3 protein-coding genes are annotated in these 19744 nt (G+C 73.7%); all 3 read right to left on the bottom strand.

Annotated features, from left to right (window positions below):
- Window positions 1-71 precede the first annotated feature (71 nt).
- The 3 genes from ACZ42X_RS29450 to ACZ42X_RS29460 all read right to left on the bottom strand — a co-directional run bounded on the left by ACZ42X_RS29450 (window position 72) and on the right by ACZ42X_RS29460 (window position 19694).
- Window positions 72-18197 (bottom strand): SDR family NAD(P)-dependent oxidoreductase, encoded by an 18126-nt coding sequence (locus ACZ42X_RS29450; RefSeq protein ID WP_468296258.1) that lies wholly within the window; start codon window positions 18195-18197, stop codon window positions 72-74.
- A gap of 79 nt (window positions 18198-18276) precedes the next feature.
- The gene (locus tag ACZ42X_RS29455; RefSeq protein ID WP_468296260.1) at window positions 18277-18744 is read right to left on the bottom strand and encodes a nuclear transport factor 2 family protein; all 468 of its coding nucleotides are present in this window, start codon (window positions 18742-18744) and stop codon (window positions 18277-18279) included.
- Between the two features lie 65 nt (window positions 18745-18809).
- Window positions 18810-19694 (bottom strand): SDR family oxidoreductase, encoded by an 885-nt coding sequence (locus ACZ42X_RS29460; protein WP_468296262.1) that lies wholly within the window; start codon window positions 19692-19694, stop codon window positions 18810-18812.
- Window positions 19695-19744 lie beyond the last annotated feature (50 nt).

A 19744-nucleotide genomic window follows, 5' to 3' on the forward strand; every position in this document is an offset into this window, starting at 1 on the left:
CGGATCGTGTGTGCCACGGCCCCCGGGGCCCCCTGTTCGTCTGGGGAGCATCCGCAAAGGAGCGTCCTGCCTTAGGCGTCGGTGCGCGGGGCCAGCTGCTCCGCGAGGTGGTCCGCCAGTTTGCGGATCGTCGGGAAGTCGAACACCAGCGAACTGGGCAGGACCAGCCCCGTCTCGGTCGTGAGCCGGTTGCGCAGGTCGACCGCCATCAGCGAGTCGAAGCCCAGATCGAGCAGTTCCTCCTCGACCTCCACCTCGTCCGGATCGTCGTAACCGAGGACCTCGGCGACGGTGCGCAGCACCAGCGCGTACGCCTGCTCGGCGTCCAGCACCACCGGTTCGGCAGCGGCGTCCTCGGACCCGGCCTGGTCCGAGGCGCCCGCCGGGAGCGCGGAGAGGATCGCCGGCAGTGCTCCCGACGCCGCCCGCTCCGCCAGTGCCGCCCCGTCCAGGTCCACGGCGACCAGGGCGGGATCCGCCCCGGTCAGTGCGGCGTCGAGCAGACCGAGGGCCGCCGTGGCGGGCATCGCCCGTACGCCGGACCGGTCCATCCGGCTCCGATCGCCGGCAGCGAGGCTGCCGCCCATGCCGTCCCCCTCCCACAGGCCCCAGGCGATGGAGGTGGCGGGCAGGCCGAGGGTGTGGCGGTGTTCGGCGAGTGCGTCGAGGTAGGTGTTGGCTGCGGCGTAGTTGCCCTGTCCCGCGTTGCCGATGATGCCGGCGTACGAGGAGAAGAGGACGAAGGCGTCCAGGTCCAGGTCCCGCGTCAGGTCGTGCAGGTGCCGGGCTGCGTCGGCTTTGGGGGCGAAGACGGTGGTCAGTCGCTCCGCCGTCATGGTCTCCAGGGTGCCGTCGTCGAGTACGCCGGCGGTGTGGATCACGGCGGACAGGGGGTGGTCCGTCGGGATGCCGTCCAGTAGCCCGGCTATCGCGGTCCGGTCTGCGATGTCGCTGGCTGCGATGTCGACGCGGGCGCCGAGTGCTTCGAGTTCGGCGGTCAGCTCGGGGGCGCCGTCGGCGGCGGGGCCGCGGCGTGATACCAGCAGCAGGTTCCGCACGCCGTGCTCGGTGACCAGGTGCCGTGCTACCAGCATGCCCAGCGCCCCGGTACCGCCGGTGACCAGCACCGTGCCCTGCGGGTGCAGCACCGGCCGGGCGGCCGCGGCGGGACCGGCGGGATCGGCGGGACCGGCCTGGACCAGGCGAGGCACGTACACCGTCCCGGCACGCAGCACGAGCTCCGGTTCCCCGGTCGCCAGTGCCGCGGGCACGGCTGCCGTCGAGGCGTCGCTGCCGTCGGTGTCCAGCAGGACCAGCCGGCCCGGCAGTTCGGACTGCGCGGAACGGACCAGTCCGCGGGCGGCGGCAGCGTCGGGACCGGCGGTGAGCGGCTCTCCGTCGACCGTGACCGCGCGGGAGGTGACCACGACGAGACGTCGTACGGCCGGGTCCTCCTCGGCCGCCAGCCGCTGGATCCGTGCCAACGTCTCCGCGGCCGCTTCCCGCGGTCCGGCTCCGGAGGGCACGGTGAACAGGACGTCCCCCGGGTCGATCGGGGCCGGCTCCGGTGCCGACGCACCGGACGGCAGGGCGATGTGATCCACCCTGTACAGCGCGGCGGCGGGCGCACAGCCGACCACGGCCGGAAGCACCGCTTCGGCATGGCGCCGCCACGGCCCGGGCCGTGCACCCGCCGCCACGGGGCGGGAGTGCAGGACGGCCGCGCGGTGCCCGCGCGCATCGGGGCGGGCGAGAGCGAGCTGTACGTCCACGGCGTCGTCGGCGGGCAGGCGCAGCGGGGCGTGCCGGGTGAGCACCAGGGGAATGCCGTCCAGCAGCACGCCACCCGCGGCCAGCTCCTGGTCCACCAGTTCCGCGTGGGTGGCGGCGGACAGCCGGGCCGTGTGGACCGTGCTGCCGTCCGCCAACTCCAGGCCGGCGCCGAGCACCGGGTGGTGCCCGGCCCCCGGCAGGGCCGGAGCCGAGTGCTCCTCGGGCGACGGGGAGAGCCAGTAGCGCTGTCGTTGGAAGGCGTACGTGGGCACGGGCGCCGGCCGTGTTCCCGGCGGGAACAGCGCCGCCCAGTCGAGCTCGGCGGCTCCGGTCACGTACATCCGGCCCACCGCCGCGGCCAACGCGGCCGGGTCCGGAACCGCGACGGCCACGGCCGGGCGGTCCTCCGCCGCCTCGTCGAGGACCCGTTCCACGGCGGGCGAGAGTACGGCGGCCGGTGACACCTCCAGGAAGGTGGTGGTGCCGTGGGTGCGGAGGGTGTGGATTCCGTCGGCGAAGCGGACGGCTTCGCGGATGTGGCGTGTCCAGTAGGTGGGGTCGGCGAGTTCGTGGTCGGTGGTGAGGGTTCCGGTGATGTTGGAGATGAGGGGGAGTTGGGCGGGGTGGAATTGGAGTGTTTCGACGGTGTGGTGGAAGGCGTCGAGTATCTGGTCCATGTGTGCGGAGTGGAAGGCGTGGCTGACGCGGAGGCGGGTTGCCTTGCGGCCGCGGTTCTTCCAGGTGGTGATGAGGGTGTCCACGGCTTCGGCGTCGCCGGAGATGACTGTGGCGTCGGGTGCGTTGACGGCCGCGATGTCGACTCCGGGGGGGAGTGTGGCGCGGACTTCGGTTTCGGGTGCTTGGAGGGATGCCATCGCGCCCGTGTGCTGGGCGGATTGCATGAGTCGGCCGCGTGCTTCGACGAGGGTGCAGGCGTCGGTGAGGGTCCATACGCCGGCGAGGTAGGCGGCGGTGATTTCGCCGATGGAGTGTCCGGCGAGGAAGTCGGGTCGGACTCCCCAGGTCTGGAGGAGTCGGTAGAGGGCTACTTCGGTGGCGAAGATCGCGGGTTGGGCGAAGCGTGTTTCGTCCAGGAGGGCGGCCTGGGGTGTGTCCTTGTCGGCGAACACGATCTCTGCCAGGGGGCGTCCCAGGAGCGGGTCGAACGCGGTGCAGATCTCGTCGAAGGCTTCGGCGAACACGGGGTGTGATGCGTACAGTTCGCGGCCCATGCCCACCCGCTGGGAGCCCTGCCCCGCGAACAACACCGCCAGACGGGACCCGTTGACGGGCCTGCCCTGGACGACGGACGGCACCGCCCGGCCTTCGGCCAGGGCCCGCAGTCCGGTCAGGAACTCCTCCTGATCGCGGCCCACCACGGCCGCGCGGTGGCTGAAGGCGGTGCGGCCGGTGGCCAGAGCCAGGCCGGTCGCGGCCGGGACAGCGGCTGCCGGGTCGGCCTCGACGTGTGCGACGAGGGCCTCCGCCTGGGCGCGGAGTGCGGCGCCGGTGGGGGCGGAGAGCACCCACGGGACCGGGACCGGGACCGGGATCGGGTGCGCGGTCGGCTGGGCGGGTTCGTCGCCGGCGTGCGGTTCGGGTTCTTCGAGGATCAGGTGGGCGTTGGTGCCGCTGATGCCGAAGCCGGATACCGCGGCGCGGCGTGGGCGGCCTTCCGTCTCCCAGGGCCGGGCTTCGGTCAGCAGGTTCACGGCGCCTGCCGACCAGTCCACCTGCCGGGAAGCCTCAGTGACGTTGAGGGTGGCGGGGAGGGTGCCGTGGTGCATGGCCATCACCATTTTGATGACCCCGGCCACGCCTGCGGCGGCCTGTGTGTGGCCGATGTTGGACTTGACCGAGCCGAGCCACAGGGGGTTTTCCGGCTGGTGGTCCTGGCCGTAGGTGGCCAGCAGCGCCTGGGCCTCGATGGGGTCACCGAGCCGGGTCCCGGTGCCGTGTGCTTCGACGACGTCGACGTCGGCGCCGGTGAGTCCGGCGGAGGCCAGGGCCTGGCGGATCACCCTTTGCTGCGAGGGGCCGTTGGGTGCGGTCAGTCCGTTGCTGGCGCCGTCCTGGTTGACGGCGCTGCCTCGTATGACGGCCAGAACGCGGCGCCCGGCGCGGCGGGCGTCGGACAGCCGCTCCAGCAGCAGCAGCCCCGCACCCTCCGCGAAACCCGTGCCGTCCGCGTCGTCCGAGAAGGCCTTGCAGCGGCCGTCCTCGGACAGACCCCGCTGCCGGCTGAACTCCACGAACGTCGCCGGGGTCGACATCACCGTCACACCACCGGCCAGCGCCATCCCACACTCGCCGCGCCGCAGCGCCTGCACCGCCAGGTGCAACGCCACCAGCGACGACGAGCACGCCGTGTCCACGCTCACCGCTGGCCCCTCCAGGCCGAACGTGTACGCCACCCGACCCGACGCCACACTGTTCGAACTACCGTTGACCAGGTAGCCCTCCAGGTCCCGGGGCGCCCGCTTGATGCGTGAGGCGTAGTCGTTGTACATGACGCCGGCGAACACACCGGTCTGGCTTCCGCGCAGGCCGGCCGGGTCGACCCCCGCCCGCTCGAACGCCTCCCACGCCGTCTCCAGCAGCAACCGCTGCTGCGGATCGGTGGCCAGCGCCTCGCGCGGACTCATCCCGAAGAACTCCGCGTCGAAGCGGTCCGCGTCGTAGAGGAAGCCACCGCGCCGTGTGTACGACGTCCCCCGCTGCTCCGGATCGGCGTCGAACAGGGCGTCCAGGTCCCAGTCGCGGCCGTCGGGGAAGTCCCCGATGGCGTCGCGGCCTTCGGCGACCAGCCGCCACAACCCCTCGGGGTCGGTGACTCCTCCCGGGAAGCGGCAGCCGATCCCGACGATCGCGATCGGTTCGTCGTCGGTGAGGACGGCCGACACCGCCGTCGGCGCGCTCGCGCCCGCTTCGGTCCCCGTCCCCTCGTCCTCACCCGCGAGCTCACGGGTGAGGTGTGTGGCGAGCACGGCGACGGTCGGGTGGTCGAACACCAGCGACGCCGGCAGCTTGAGCCCGGTCGCCCGGTTCAGCCGGTTGCGCAGCTCGACCGCGGTCAGCGAGTCGAAGCCCAGCTCCGTGAAGGGACGGTCCACCGGTACGGCGCGAGGGTCGGTGTGCCCGAGTACGGCGGCCACCTCGGCCGCCACGAGTTCGGTGACCAGCCGCCGGCGCTCATCGGCCGCCAGAGCGCGCACGCGGTCGGCGAGCCCGCCGCCGGCGGAGTCACCGGTCCCCGTGGCGGCGGTCGCGGCCCGCCGCGCGGTGGGCCGTACGAGACCTCGCAGCGTGCTCGGGACCGGCCCGCCGCTCCGGGCCAGGGCGGCCAGGTCGAGGCGGGCCGCGACCAGGAGCGGGGCGGTCCCGGCGAGGGCGGCGTCGAACAGGGCGAGCCCCTGGTCGGCGGCGAGCGGCGCGATGCCGGAGCGACCGAGGCGGGCCAGGTCGGCGGCGGTGAGTTCGCCGGTCATGCCGCTGCTGTCCGCCCACAGGCCCCAGGCGATGGAGGTGGCGGGCAGGCCGAGTGTGTGGCGGTGTTCGGCGAGTGCGTCGAGGTAGGTGTTGGCTGCGGCGTAGTTGGCCTGTCCCGCGTTGCCGATGATGCCGGCGTACGAGGAGAACAGGACGAAGGCGTCCAGGTCCAGGTCCCGCGTCAGCTCGTGCAGGTGCCGGGCCGCGTCGGCCTTGGGGGCGAAGACGGTGGTCAGTCGCTCCGCCGTCATGGTCTCCAGGGTGCCGTCGTCGAGTACGCCGGCGGTGTGGATCACGGCGGACAGGGGGTGGTCCTGCGGGATGCCGTCCAGCAGCCCGGCCAGCGCGGTCCGGTCTGCGATGTCGCAGGCCGCGATGTCGACGCGGGCGCCGAGTGCTTCGAGTTCGGCGGTCAGCTCGTGGGCGCCGTCGGCGGCGGGGCCGCGGCGTGACACCAGCAGCAGGTTCCGCACGCCGTGCTCGGTGACCAGGTGCCGTGCCACCAGCATGCCCAGCGTGCCGGTACCGCCGGTGACCAGCACCGTGCCCCCGGCGCGGAAGACCGGACGCCCGGCAGCAGCACTGTCGCCCGCGACCGGGACCAGCCTCGGCAGGAACCACTGCCCTCCCCGTACGGCGAACTGCGTCTCGGTGCCGGTCTCCGCCACCACGGGCAGCTCGGCGTCCCTCTCCAGGTCGAGCAGGAGGAACCGGCCGGGGTGCTCGGTCTGCGCCGTGCGGACCAACCCCCAGACGGCCGCCGCAACCGGATCCGGCGCGGCCGTGCCGGCAGCGGCCACGGCCTGCCGGGTCACCACGACCAGAGGCTCCGTCGTGTCGCCGGCGGCGTGTGACTGCAGCCGCGCCAGCACCCCGGCGAGCACCTCGCGGACCTCGCCGGAGCCGTCCGCCGGCTCCCATACCCGGTGGCCGGCGCCGGTGGCCGAGCCCGCGGGAACCTCGTACGGCTGCCAGTCCATCCGCAGCAGCGGCACCTGCCGGGTCCCGGCCGCGCGCAGCCGGTCCTTGTCGACCACGCGCAGGCTCAGCGCACCCACGTCGGCGACCGGGCCGCCGAGCGCGTCGGCGACCGAGACGGCGATCTCGTCGCGGCCGACCGTACGCAGTCGCACGCGGAGCGCCTGGGCGCCTTCGGCGTGCAGGGTGACCCCGTTCCACGAGAACGGCAGCGCGCCTTCCTCGGTCGCGCCCAGCGCGCCGAGCACCACCGGGTGGAGGGCCGCGTCCAGCAGAGCCGGATGCAGACCGAACGCGTCGGCTCCGGCGCTCTCCTCGGGCGCGAGGGCGACTTCGGCGTACACGTCGGTTCCGTCGTCGCCGCGCCACAGGGCCCGCAGGCCCTGGAAGGCGGGTCCGTACTCGTAGCCCTGGGCGGCGAGCCGCTCGTACGCGCCTTCGAGGTCCACCGGGACCGCGCCCGGCGGCGGCCATGCCTCCGGCAGGGGGGCGGCAGGCGCCGGCGCGGTGCTCAGCGTGCCGGTGGCGTGCCGGACCCAGGTGCCCTGCGGGTCGTCGTCATCGGTCCGGGACAGGACCGTCACGCTGCGCCGGCCGTCCGCGGCCGGTTCGCCGACGGAGACCTGGAGGCGCAGGGCGGTGCCTTCCGCGAACACCATCGGCGCCTCGATGACGAGCTCCTCCACATGGGCGCACCCGGCCTCGCGCGCAGCCCGCAGGGCGAGTTCGACGAAGGCGGTGCCGGGCAGCAGCACGGTGCCGCTGACGGCGTGGTCGGCGAGCCACGGGTGGGTGCGCAGCGACAGCCGGCCGGAGAGCAGCAGTCCGCGTCCGTCACCGAACTCGACGGCGGCCGCCAGGAGCGCGTGGTCGGCGCTGCGCAGGCCGGCGGTGTTCATGTCGCCGGCCGGAGCCGTCGCGTCGAGCCAGTACGAGACGTGCTGGAAGGGATAGGTGGGCAGGTCGATGTGGCGGCGGGGGCGGGTGGCGCCCTCGCCGTCGAAGGCGGCCTTCCAGTCCACCTCCAACCCGGCGGTGTATCCGGCGGCGGCGGAGGCGTGGAAGCGCTCGAGCCCGCCCTCGTCGCGGCGCAGGGTGCCCAGCGCCACCGCCTCGGTCCCCGGGGCCGCCGACGCCGCGATGGAGTCCTGGACGGCGGTGGTCAGCACCGGGTGGGGGCTGACCTCGATGAACGCGCCGTGGCCGTGCTCTAGCAGGGTCCGGGTGGCCACGTCGAAGCGCACGGTGGCGCGCAGGTTGCGGTACCAGTACGCGGCGTCGAGTTCCTCGGTGTCCAGCACGTCACCGGTGACGGCCGAATAGAAGGGGACGCGCGAGGCACGGGGTGCGACGGGCGCCAACAGGGTGAGCAGCTCCTCCTCGATGGCCTCGACGTGCGCGGAGTGGGAGGCGTAGTCGACCGGGATGCGCCGGGCCCGGATCTCCTCGGCCGCGCAGGCGGCGAGCAGTTCGTCCAGTGCGTCCGGGTCCCCGGAGACCACGCACGAGCCGGGCCCGTTGACGGTGGCGACCGAGAGCCGGCCGGCCCAGGCCGCGATGCGGCGGTCCGTCTCCTCGTACGGCAGGGGCACCGACACCATGCCGCCGGTGCCCGCGAGCGCACCGAGGGCGCGGCTGCGCAGGGCGACGACACGAGCCGCGTCCTGGAGGCTGAGCGCCCCCGCCACGGCGGCCGCCGCGATCTCGCCCTGCGAGTGCCCGACGACCGCGGCCGGGCGGACGCCGTACGACTCCCAGAGCGCGGCGAGCGACACCATGACGGCGAACAGGACGGGCTGGACGACGTCCACCCGGTCGTAGCCGGGCGCACCGGGCGCACCGCGCAGGACGTCCAGCAGGGACCAGTCCGTGAACTCGGCGAGCGCCTCGGCGCATTCGGCCATCCGGTCTCGGAAGACGGGTGAGCTCTCCAGGAGTTCGAGGGCCATGCCGGTCCACTGGGACCCCTGGCCGGGGAAGACGAACACGGTGTCCCCGAGACCGCCGGAGGCGGCGAGGCCCGTGACCACGCGCGGGTCGGGCCGTCCGGCGGCGAGGGCGTCCAAGGCCTCCCGTACGTCGTCACGGCCGGTGGCGGTGACGACGGCCCGGTGGTCGAGGACGGCGCGGGTGGTCAGCAGGGACCAGGCCACGTCGGCGGTGTCCACAGCGGTGGTGTCCACAGCGATGGGGGCGAGCACCTCGCTCAACCGCGCGGCGATGTCCCGCAGGGGCTGCTCGGCACGGGCGGAGAGGACCAACGGGGGCAGGCAGGGGCTGCTGCCCTCGTGAACGGTGCTGTCGGTGTGGGGTGTTTCCGCCGGTTCGGGTTCTTCGAGGATGAGGTGGGCGTTGGTGCCGCTGATGCCGAAGCCGGATACCGCGGCGCGGCGTGGGCGGCCTTCCGTTTCCCAGGGCCGGGCTTCGGTGAGGAGGTTCACGGCGCCTGCCGACCAGTCCACCTGGCGGGAAGCCTCGGAGACGTTGAGGGTGGCGGGGAGGGTGCCGTGGTGCATGGCCATCACCATTTTGATGACGCCGGCCACGCCTGCGGCGGCTTGGGTGTGGCCGATGTTGGATTTGACCGAGCCGAGCCACAGGGGGTTTTCCGGCTGGTGGTCCTGGCCGTAGGTGGCCAGCAGCGCCTGGGCCTCGATGGGGTCGCCGAGTCGGGTTCCGGTGCCGTGTGCTTCGACGACGTCGACGTCGGCGCCGGTGAGTCCGGCGGAGGCCAGGGCCTGGCGGATCACCCTTTGCTGTGAGGGGCCGTTGGGTGCGGTCAGTCCGTTGCTGGCGCCGTCCTGGTTGACGGCGCTGCCTCGTATGACGGCCAGGACGCGGCGGCCGGCGCGGCGGGCGTCGGACAGCCGCTCCAGCAACAGCAGGCCCGCGCCTTCGCCCCAGCCGGTGCCGTCGGCGTCGTCGGAGAAGGCCTTGCAGCGGCCATCCTGGGACAGACCCCGCTGCCGGCTGAACTCCACGAAGGTTCCGGGGGTCGACATCACGGTCACACCGCCGGCGAGCGCCATCGTGCACTCGCCGCGCCGCAGTGCCTGCACGGCCAGGTGCAGCGCCACCAGCGACGACGAGCAAGCCGTGTCCACGCTCACCGCCGGGCCTTCCAGGCCGAACGTGTACGCCACCCGACCCGACGCCACACTGCCGGTGTTGCCGGTGAGCAGCAGGCCTTCGTATCCCTCCGGAATGGGCTGGAGCCGCGAGGCGTAGTCGTGGTACATGACGCCGGCGAACACGCCGGTCTGGCTTCCGCGCAGGCCGGTCGGGTCGATCCCGGCACGCTCGAACGCCTCCCACGCCGTCTCCAGCAGCAACCGCTGCTGCGGATCGGTGGCCAGCGCCTCGCGCGGGCTGATCCCGAAGAACTCCGCGTCGAAGCGGTCGGCGTCATGCAGGAACCCGCCGTGCCGCGTGTACGACGTACCGCGCCGCTCCGGATCCGGATCGTAGAGCCCCTCCAGATCCCAGCCACGGTTCACCGGGAACTCCGAGATCCCCTCCCGGCCCTCGGCGACCAGCCGCCACAAGCCCTCGGGATCCACGACGTCACCCGGGAAACGACAGCTCATCCCCACGATCACGATCGGATCGTCGTCGACGGGGAGGACATCGGCGCCAGTCGATGTGCCGTCGGTCCCGGGCACGTCGACGCCGGGCCCGTCGGTGCCGAGTACCTCGGCCCGCAGGTGCGCCGCCAGAGCGCTCGCGGTCGGGTAGTCGAAGAGCAGCGACGCCGGCAGCCGCAGCCCCGTCGCCTGGTTGAGCCGGTTGCGCAGCTCGACCGCGGTCAGCGAGTCGAAGCCCAGCTCGCTGAATGCCCGGTCGGCGGGCACGGCCCGGGTGCCCGAGTGCCCGAGCACGGCGGCGGCCTGCGCCCGTACGAGGGCGAGTGCGGTCTGCTCGCGCTCGGCGGCGGGCATGGCTCGCAGCCGCGCGGCCCACGAGCCGTCCGCGTCCTGTCCCGCGGTGCGGCGGCGGGCCGGGACCCGGACCAGTCGGCGGAACAGAGCGGGCAGGGTGCCCGCCGCGGCCCGGCCGCGGAGCTGGGCCAGGTCGAGGCCGGCCGCGACGACGGCCGGGGCGGTCCCGGCGAGGGCGGTGTCGAGGAAGGCCAGTCCCTCGGCGTTCGACATCGGCGCGATGCCGGCGCGGCGCATCCGGGCGAGATCGGCGTCGGCCATCTCGACGGTCATACCGCCGGCTTCCGCCCACAGGCCCCAGGCCAGGGAGATCGCGGGAAGCCCGGCAGCACGGCGCTCGGTGGCCAGCGCGTCCAGGCAGGCGTTGGCCGCCGCGTAGTTGGCCTGCCCTGCAGTGCCCAGGGTGCCCGCCACGGAGGAGAAGAGGAGGAAGGCGTCCAGGTCCAGGTCACGCGTCAGCTCGTGCAGGTGCCGGGCCGCGTCGACCTTCGGTGCGAAGACCGCGGCCAGCCGCTCCGCCGTCATGGCCTCCAGAATGCCGTCGTCGAGTACGCCGGCGGTGTGGACCACGGCGGACAGGGGGCGGTCCTTCGGGATGCCGTCCAGCAGCCCGGCCAGTGCGGTCCGGTCTGCGATGTCGCAGGCCGCGATGTCGACGCGGGCGCCGAGCGCCTGGAGTTCGGCGGTCAGCTCGTGGGCGCCGTCGGCGGCGGGGCCGCGGCGCGAGACCAGCAGCAGGTTCCGCACGCCGTGCTCGGTGACCAGGTGCCGCGCCACCAGCATGCCCAGCGTGCCGGTACCGCCGGTGACCAGCACCGTGCCCCCGGCGCGGAAGACCGGACGCCCGGCAGCAGCACTGTCGCCCGCGACCGGGCCCAGTCGGGCTGCGCACAACTGCCCGTCGCGCAGCGACAGCTGGGACTCGCCGGACTCCACCGCGGCGGCGACCAGGTCCCATGGGATGTCACCACCGTCGGCGTCCAGCAGGACGAACCGGCCGGGGTGCTCGGTCTGCGCCGTGCGGACGAGTCCGCGGACGGCCGCGCCCGCCGGGTCGGTGTCCGCGGAGCGGGTACGGACGACGAGTACGCCCTCCTCCGTTTCCGCCAGCCATGCGTGGATCCGGGAGAGCGCCAGAGCGCCGGCGTCCTGGACCGGTTGCCCGGCGACGACCTCGTGGACCGCGAAACGGGGGCTCTGCGCGGTGGCCGCCGCCTCGAGCCGGAGCGGCTGCCACTCCACGGCCAGCAGCGTCCCGCCGCCGGGCCTGGTGGCGCCCAGGTCCATCGGACGGAGCAGCAGCTCGGTGATCCGGGCCACCGGGGCACCGCTGCCGTCGGTGAGGCTCAGCGCGGCAGTGCCGTCGCCGGCCCGGGAGATCCGTACCCGCAGCATGTCGGCGCCGACCGCGTGCAGCCGTACGCCCGAGAACGAGAAGGGGACGCGGGGCGCCACGGTCTCGCCCGCCGCGGCGTCCGCCAGCACGAGCGGGTGCAGGGCGGCGTCGAGCAGCGCCGGGTGCAGCCCGAACGCGCCGGCGTCGCGCACGGCTTCCTCGGGAAGCCGCACCTCGGCGAAGAGCTCACCGCCCTTGCGCCACATGCCGGTCAGACCCTGGAACACGGGTCCGTAGGCGTACCCGAGCCCGGCCAGCGCCGCGTACGCGCCCTCCATGTCCACGGCCTCGGCACCGGCCGGAGGCCACGCCTCCGCCTGCTGCGGTGCGGGCTGCGGCCGGGACGGTTCGGCGGCCAGCAGTCCCGAGGCGTGCCGGGTCCACGGTGCGTCACCGTCGGCGGCACCGTGGGTCCGGTGCGGCCGGGAGAGGACGGTCACCGCGCACCGGCCGTCGGCCTCCGGCGCCTTGACGGCGACCTGGAGCTGTACGGCTCCCTGCGCGGGAAGGAACAGGGGCGACTCGAGCGTGAGCTCGTCGAGTACGGGGAAGCCCGCCCGGTCGCCGGCGTGCAGGGCCAGCTCGACGAAGGCGGTGCCCGGCAGCAGCACCTGGTCGCCGACCGCGTGGTCGGCGAGCCACGGGTGGGTGCGCAGCGACAGCCGACCGGTGAGGAGCAGCCCCTGGTCGTCGCCGAGTTCGACGGCGGCGGCCAGCAGCGGGTGGTCGGCGCCGCTGTCGAGGCCGAGACGGCCCAGGTCGCCGGCCGGGGCGGCGGCCTCCAGCCAGTACCGCTCGCCCTGGAAGGCATACGTCGGCAGGGCGAGGGGGCGGGGACGGAGGGCGCCGGCATCGCCGGTACCCAGGACGGCGTCCCAGTCGGGGGTGAGCGCGCCGCACACGAAGGCGTCGGCCAGTGCCGCCGCGACGGACGCGGCCTCGCCGCCCTGGCGCCGTACGGCCGGGATGGCCCGCACCTGCTCGTCGTCGCCGAGGGTCGCGGCGACGGCCGGGGTCAGGACGGCGTCGAACCCGACCTCCAGGAAGGTGGTGGTGCCGTGGGTGCGGAGGGTGTGGATTCCGTCGGCGAAGCGGACGGCTTCGCGGATGTGGCGTGTCCAGTAGGTGGGGTCGGCGAGTTCCTGGTCGGTGGTGAGGGTTCCGGTGATGTTGGAGATGAGGGGGAGTTGGGCGGGGTGGAATTGGAGTGTCTCGACGGTGTGGTGGAAGGCGTCGAGTATCTGGTCCATGTGTGCGGAGTGGAAGGCGTGGCTGACGCGGAGGCGGGTTGCCTTGCGGCCGCGGTTCTTCCAGGTGGTGATGAGGGTGTCCACGGCTTCGGCGTCGCCGGAGATGACTGTGGCGTCGGGGGCGTTGACGGCCGCGATGTCGACTCCGGGGGGGAGTGTGGCGCGGACTTCGGTTTCGGGTGCTTGGAGGGATGCCATCGCGCCCGTGTGCTGGGCGGATTGCATGAGTCGGCCGCGTGCTTCGACGAGGGTGCAGGCGTCGGTGAGGGTCCATACGCCGGCGAGGTAGGCGGCGGTGATTTCGCCGATGGAGTGTCCGGCGAGGAAGTCGGGTCGGACTCCCCAGGTCTGGAGGAGTCGGTAGAGGGCTACTTCGGTGGCGAAGATCGCGGGTTGGGCGAAGCGTGTTTCGTCCAGGAGGGCGGCCTGGGGTGTGTCCTTGTCGGCGAACACGATCTCTGCCAGGGGGCGTCCCAGGAGCGGGTCGAACGCGGTGCAGACCTCGTCGAACGCTTCGGCGAACACGGGGTGTGATGCGTACAGTTCGCGGCCCATGCCCACCCGCTGGGAGCCCTGCCCCGCGAACAACACCGCCAGACGCCCGGAGGGGCGGGCCACGCCGGTCCGTACGGCCGCCGGGCTGTCGCCCTGGGCGAAGGCGTCCAGCGCGGCGAGGAACTCGGCCCGCTCGGAGCCGACGACCACGGCCCGGTGTCCGAGCGCCGCGCGGGTGGTGGCGAGGGCATGGGCGACCGCCACCGCGTCGGCGGCGGGTGCCTCGGTGGTGAGGTGGTCGCGCAGGCGTGCGGCTTGAGCCCGGAGCGCCTCGGGACCGGCGGCGGACAGCGGCCACAGCACAGGGCCGCTCGACACGGGGTCCGCGGTCGGCTGGGCGGGTTCGTCGTCGGCGTGGGGTGTTTCCGCCGGTTCGGGTTCTTCGAGGATGAGGTGGGCGTTGGTGCCGCTGATGCCGAAGCCGGATACCGCGGCGCGGCGCGGGCGGCCTTCCGTCTCCCAGGGCCGGGCTTCGGTGAGGAGGTTCACGGCGCCTGCCGACCAGTCGACCTGCCGGGATGCCTCGGAGACGTTGAGGGTGGCGGGGAGGGTGCCGTGGTGCATGGCCATCACCATTTTGATGACGCCGGCCACGCCTGCGGCGGCCTGTGTGTGGCCGATGTTGGATTTGACCGAGCCGAGCCACAGGGGATTGTCGGGGTGGTGGTCCTGGCCGTAGGTGGCCAGCAGCGCCTGGGCCTCGATGGGGTCACCGAGTCGGGTTCCGGTGCCGTGTGCTTCGACGACGTCGACGTCGGCACCCGACAGCCCCGCCGAGGCGAGAGCTTGCCGGATCACCCTTTGCTGTGAGGGGCCGTTGGGTGCGGTCAGTCCGTTGCTGGCGCCGTCCTGGTTGACGGCGCTGCCTCGTATGACGGCCAGGACGCGGCGGCCGGCGCGGCGGGCGTCGGACAGCCGCTCCAGCAACAGCAGGCCCGCGCCTTCGCCCCAGCCGGTGCCGTCGGCGTCGTCGGAGAAGGCCTTGCAGCGGCCGTCCTGGGACAGGCCCCGCTGTCGGCTGAACTCCACGAAGGTTCCGGGGGTCGACATCACGGTCACACCGCCGGCCAGTGCCATCGTGCACTCGCCGCGCCGCAGCGCCTGCACCGCCAGGTGCAGCGCCACGAGCGATGACGAGCAGGCCGTGTCCACGCTGACGGCCGGGCCTTCCAGGCCGAACGTGTAAGCCACCCGACCCGACGCCACACTGTTCGAACTGCCCGTCAGGAGATAACCGTCGGTGTCCTCCACGGCCTCGTGCAGGCGAGGACCGTAGTCCGGGGACATCAGACCCGTGAACACGCCGGTCTGGCTTCCGCGCAGGCCGGTCGGGTCGATCCCGGCGCGCTCGAACGCCTCCCACGCCGTCTCCAGCAGCAACCGCTGCTGCGGATCGGTGGCCAGCGCCTCGCGCGGGCTGATCCCGAAGAACTCCGCGTCGAAGCGGTCCGCGTCATGCAGGAACCCGCCATGCCGCGTGTACGACGTACCGCGCCGCTCCGGATCCGGATCGTAGAGCCCCTCCAGGTCCCAGCCACGGTTCACCGGGAACTCCGAGATCCCCTCCCGGCCCTCGGCGACCAGCCGCCACAACCCCTCGGGATCCACGACGTCACCCGGGAAACGACAGCTCATCCCCACGATCACGATCGGATCGTCGTCCGCCGCCGCGACCGACATCGTCTGCGGCCGCGCCGCCGCCGTCGCACCCGGGTCCGCCGACAGCTGCTCCCGCAGGTGCGCGGCGAGCGCCGCGGGGGTCGGGTAGTCGAAGAGCAGCGACGCCGGCAGCCTCAGTCCGGTCGCGGTTTCGAGGTGGCCGCGCAGCTCGACGGCGCGCAGGGAACTGAACCCGAGGTCGGAGAAGGCCGCGGCCGGGTCGAGCGGTTCGTCCCCGGCCTGTTGCAGGACCACCGCGGCGGCGGTGTCGATCAGCTCCCGCAGGGCGTGTTCCTGCTCAGCGGTGGTCAGCGGGGCGAGCCGGCCGCGCAGCACCGCCGACGCGCCGTCGGCTTCATCGCCGTCCGGGGTGCCGAGCGCGCGCAGGCCGCCGGTGCCCTGGGCCCGGGGCCGGCCGGCCGGGTCGGGCCAGTAGCGCTTGCGCTGGAACGCGTACGGCGGGAGGGAGACCAGCGGAGTACCGGCCGGGAACACCGCGTGCCAGTCGCACTCCACCCCGGCCGTGTGCAGCCGGGCCAGGGCGGCCATCGCGGACTGCCGCTCCCCGCCGTCGCGTGCGAGCGCCGGGAAGACGGCCGGGCGGGGCCCGTCACCCTCCAGGGTGGCGGTGACGGCCTGGGTGAGCACCGGGGTCGGGGAGAGTTCCAGGAACGTGGTGACCCCCGCGTCGCGCAGGGAGCGGACCCCGTCCGCGAACCGCACGGTGGCACGGATGTGCCGGACCCAGTAGCGGGGGTCGGTGAGCTGCTCGTCCGTGGCGATCCGGCCGGTGACGTTGGACACCACGGGGATGCGGGCGGCGCGGTAGTCGAGGGTCCTCGCGGTCCGCTCGAACTCGTCGAGGATGGCGTCCATGTGCGCCGAGTGACCGGCGACGGTGACGGCGAGCCGCTTGCACTTGCGGCCCTGCTCACGCCAGTACGCGCACACCGCGAGCACGGCGTCCTCGTCACCCGAGACGACGGTCCCGTCCGGGGAGTTGAGCCCGGCGATGGCCACGGCGCCGACGTGCTCGCCGAGGGTTTCGAACGACGCGAGGACCTCCTCTTCCCCCGCCTGTACGGCGGCCATGGCGCCGCCCGCGCGGGACTGGATGAGGCGGGCCCGGACGGCGGCCAGGGTGCAGACGTCCGGCAGGGAGAGGACCCCGGCGACGTGCGCGGCCGCCAGCTCGCCCATGGAGTGGCCGGTGACGTAGTCGGGGGTGACGCCCCAGCTCTCGTAGAGCCGGTAGAGGGCGACCTCGACCGCCAGCAGTGCGGGCAGCGCGTAGTCGGTACGGTCGAGCAGGGCGGCGTCCGCGCTGCCCGGCTCGGCGAAGATCAGCGCGCGGACGGGCCGGTCGAGGTGCCGGTCGAGTTCGTCGCAGACCGCGTCGAAGGCGGCGGCGTAGACGGGATGGGCGGCGTACAGCTCACGGCCCATGCCGACGCGCTGGCTGCCGCCGCCGCCGAACAGGACGGCGGTGCGGCCCGGCCGGACGGTACCGGTGACGACGTGCGCGGACGGCAGTCCGCCGGCCAGGGCCCGCAGGCCCGCCAGCAGCTCCGTGCGGGTGCCCGCCACGACGGCGGCCCGGTGTTCGAAGGCGGTCCGGGTGGTGGCCAGGGAGAGGCCGGTGGAGGCGACACCGGCGGCCGGACGGGCGTCGAGGTGGTCGGCGAGCCGCTGGGCCTGGGCGCGTACCGCCGCTTCGGTGCGGCCCGACAGCACCCACGGCAGCGGCGCTTCCGGCTGCGGGCCCTCCGCCGTGCCCGCCGTGCCCGCCGTGCCCGCCGTGTCCGCCGCGTCCCCAGGGGCGGTCGCGGGCAGCTCGGCCAGCACCATGTGGCAGTTGGTGCCGCCGATGCCGAGCGAGCCGACGGCGGCGAGCAGCGGGGCGTCCTCCCGCGGCCAGGGGCCGAGCTCGTCCTGTACGCGCAGCCGCAGCCGGTCCAGGGGGATCGCCGGGTTCGGGACCTCGTAGTGGAGGCTGGGCGGCAGTGCCCGGTGGCGGATGCTCAGGGCCACCTTCAGCAGGCCGACGATGCCCGCGGCGGCTTCCAGGTGGCCGACGTTCGTCTTCGCGGAGCCGACGCGCAGGGGGTGCTCGTCCGGGCGGCCGGGGGCGGTGACGGCGCCGACGGCCCGGGCCTCGATCGGGTCGCCGACGGGGGTGCCGGTGCCGTGCAGCTCCAGGTACTGGAGGTGGGCCGGGTCGATGCCGGCCCGGCGGCAGGCGGCGCGCAGTGCGGCGCTCTGGGTGGCCTCGCCCGGAGTGGTCAGGCCCGGAGTGGCACCGTCGTTGTTGACGGCGCTGCCCCGGATCACGCAGTAGACCGGGTCGCCGTCGGCCAGGGCGGCCGACAGGGGCTTGAGGACGACGAGGCCGCCGCCCTCGCCGCGCACGATGCCGTTGGCCCGGGCGTCGAAGACGTGGCAGCGGGCGTCCGGGGAGAGGGCGCCCAAGCGGGCGAGGGCGAGGGTGCTCTCCGGTATGAGGTTGAGGTTGACGCCGCCGGCCAGGGCCGTGGTCGACTCTCCGCTGCGCAGGCTGGCGCACGCCGCGTGCACCGCGACGAGCGAGGAGGACTGGGCGCTGTCGAGGGTGAGGCTCGGGCCCTGCAGGCCCAGGGCGTGGGAGACCCGGTTGGCGATGATGCCGCGGTGGGCGCCGGTCACGGTGTACGGGCCGATGGCGGGCGCGCCGTACGAGTGGAGCAGCTTGGCGTAGTCGTCCCAGATGGCGCCGATGAAGATGCCGGTGCTGCTGCCTTCGAGGCTGCCGGGGAGGATACGGGCGTCCTCGAGGGCCTCCCAGGCGAGTTCGAGGATCAGCCGCTGCTGCGGGTCCATCGCCAGGGCTTCCTGCGGCGAGATGCCGAAGAAGGCCGCGTCGAAGGCGTCGGCGTCGGCGATGAACCCGCCGCGCCGCTCCGGCGGGCCGTCGGGGCCGTCGTGCCCGCCGGCCGGAGACTCCCAACGGCCCTCCGGCACCTCACCGATCGCGTCGCGGCCCGACCTGAGGAGCTCCCAGAAGGCGACGGGGCCCTCGGCCCCGGGCAGCCGGCAGGACAGGCCGATCACGGCGATCGGCTCGTCCCGTGCTCGGTCCGCGTCCGTCGCTGCGCTGCTGTCGCTGCCGTGCTGGTCGATCATCTGGGGTGTGTCTCCTGTGAGGTGCGGACGAGGGGCGCGGCCCCGGGTGGTGGCCGGGGCCGCGAGGGGTGGGCGGCGGTCAGGAGGCCGCGGTGCCCGTTCCGGCGGCGAGGGCCTGGAGGGCCTGCTTCCAGGCGATCTCGCCGCCTGCGGCCTCCATGACCAGCCACGGGTTCCAGAAGTCGCGGTAGAGCGTGATCCGGCCGTCCTCGAAGCGGACCACCGACAGGTACGTCTGGGTGTACTGGCCGCCCGTGGCCAGCAGGGTCGCCTCACCGGTGAACGCGGCGATGACCAGGCCGTCCTCGCCGACGGCGTAGAACTCGGGCTCGGAGAACGCGACCTTGAGCTGCTGGCCGAACATCGTCATCTGGGCGAGCAGTTCCTCACGGCCCTGCATCCGGCTCGGGAAACCCCAGGCGGGGTAGGGGAACTCGAGGACGCCGTCCTCCGCGAACAGGCCCACCCACTCCTCGACGCGGCCCGTGGACAGCAGCTCCAGGCTGTGGCGGAAGAGGTCCTTGAGTTCCTGGGGGGTGTTGGTCATGCGTGTTCCTTCTCTGTGAGGGGTTGCGCGGGGCATACGGGACGGATGGGGGCAGTGCCGGCGGCTCAGGACGTGGCGGTGACGATGCCGCCGAAGACCTTGTCGATGGCCCGGTCCGGCAGCAGACGGGCCAGCAGCCGGCCGCCGTTGGCGTCCTTGCCGACGCCGTAGCGGGTCCGGGGGCGCTTGACGACCAGCGCCCGCATGACGGTGCGGGCCACGTCGTCCGCCGTGACCGCGCTCGTGCGCGCCGAGTGCTCGTTGGTCTCCAGGAAGCGCAGGAAGGTGTCCCGGTACAGCTCGGCGACCGCCTCGGGGGCGTCCTCGAGGGTGCGGCCGGCCTCCAGCGCCATCTTGTCCCAGATCGGCGTCATGACCGCTCCGGGCTGGACGACGGAGACCGGGATACCGAATGGCGCCAGTTCGCGGCGGAGCGCGTCGCTGAGCCCTTCCTTCGCGAACTGCGCCGCCGCGTAGGCCCCCAGGTAGGGGATGGCGACGTTGCCCAGCCCGGAGGTGATGTTGACGATCCGTCCGGCGCCGGTGCGCAGGAGCGGGAGGAAGCCCTGGATCACCGCCAGCTGCCCGACCACGTTGATGTCCAGCTGCCGGCGCAGCAGTTCGGGGGAGACGCACTCCAGCGGTGCGGTCACGGCGATTCCCGCGTTGTTGACCAGACCGAAGAGGCCGGTCTCGGGGTTCTCCTCGGCGATCCGGTCGACGGCGGCGGCGATGGTCTTCTCGTCGGTGACGTCCAGGATCACGGGGACGAGCCGGGCGGCCCCGGACGCGGTGAGCCGTTCGGCGTCCTCGGTGCGCCGGACACCGGCGTACACCTGGAAGCCGATCCGGGCGAGGTTGCGGGCGCATGCCTCGCCGAGACCGGAGGAGGCTCCGGTGATGACGACGGCCTTCCCGTGGGGGGACAGCAGTGGCGTCCTGTTCGGCACGGTGGTTCTCCGGGTTAGGTGCTGCGTGGGCGGGGAGGGAGGAGGCACCC

Source organism: Streptomyces sp. NPDC030862 (assembly GCF_055571835.1).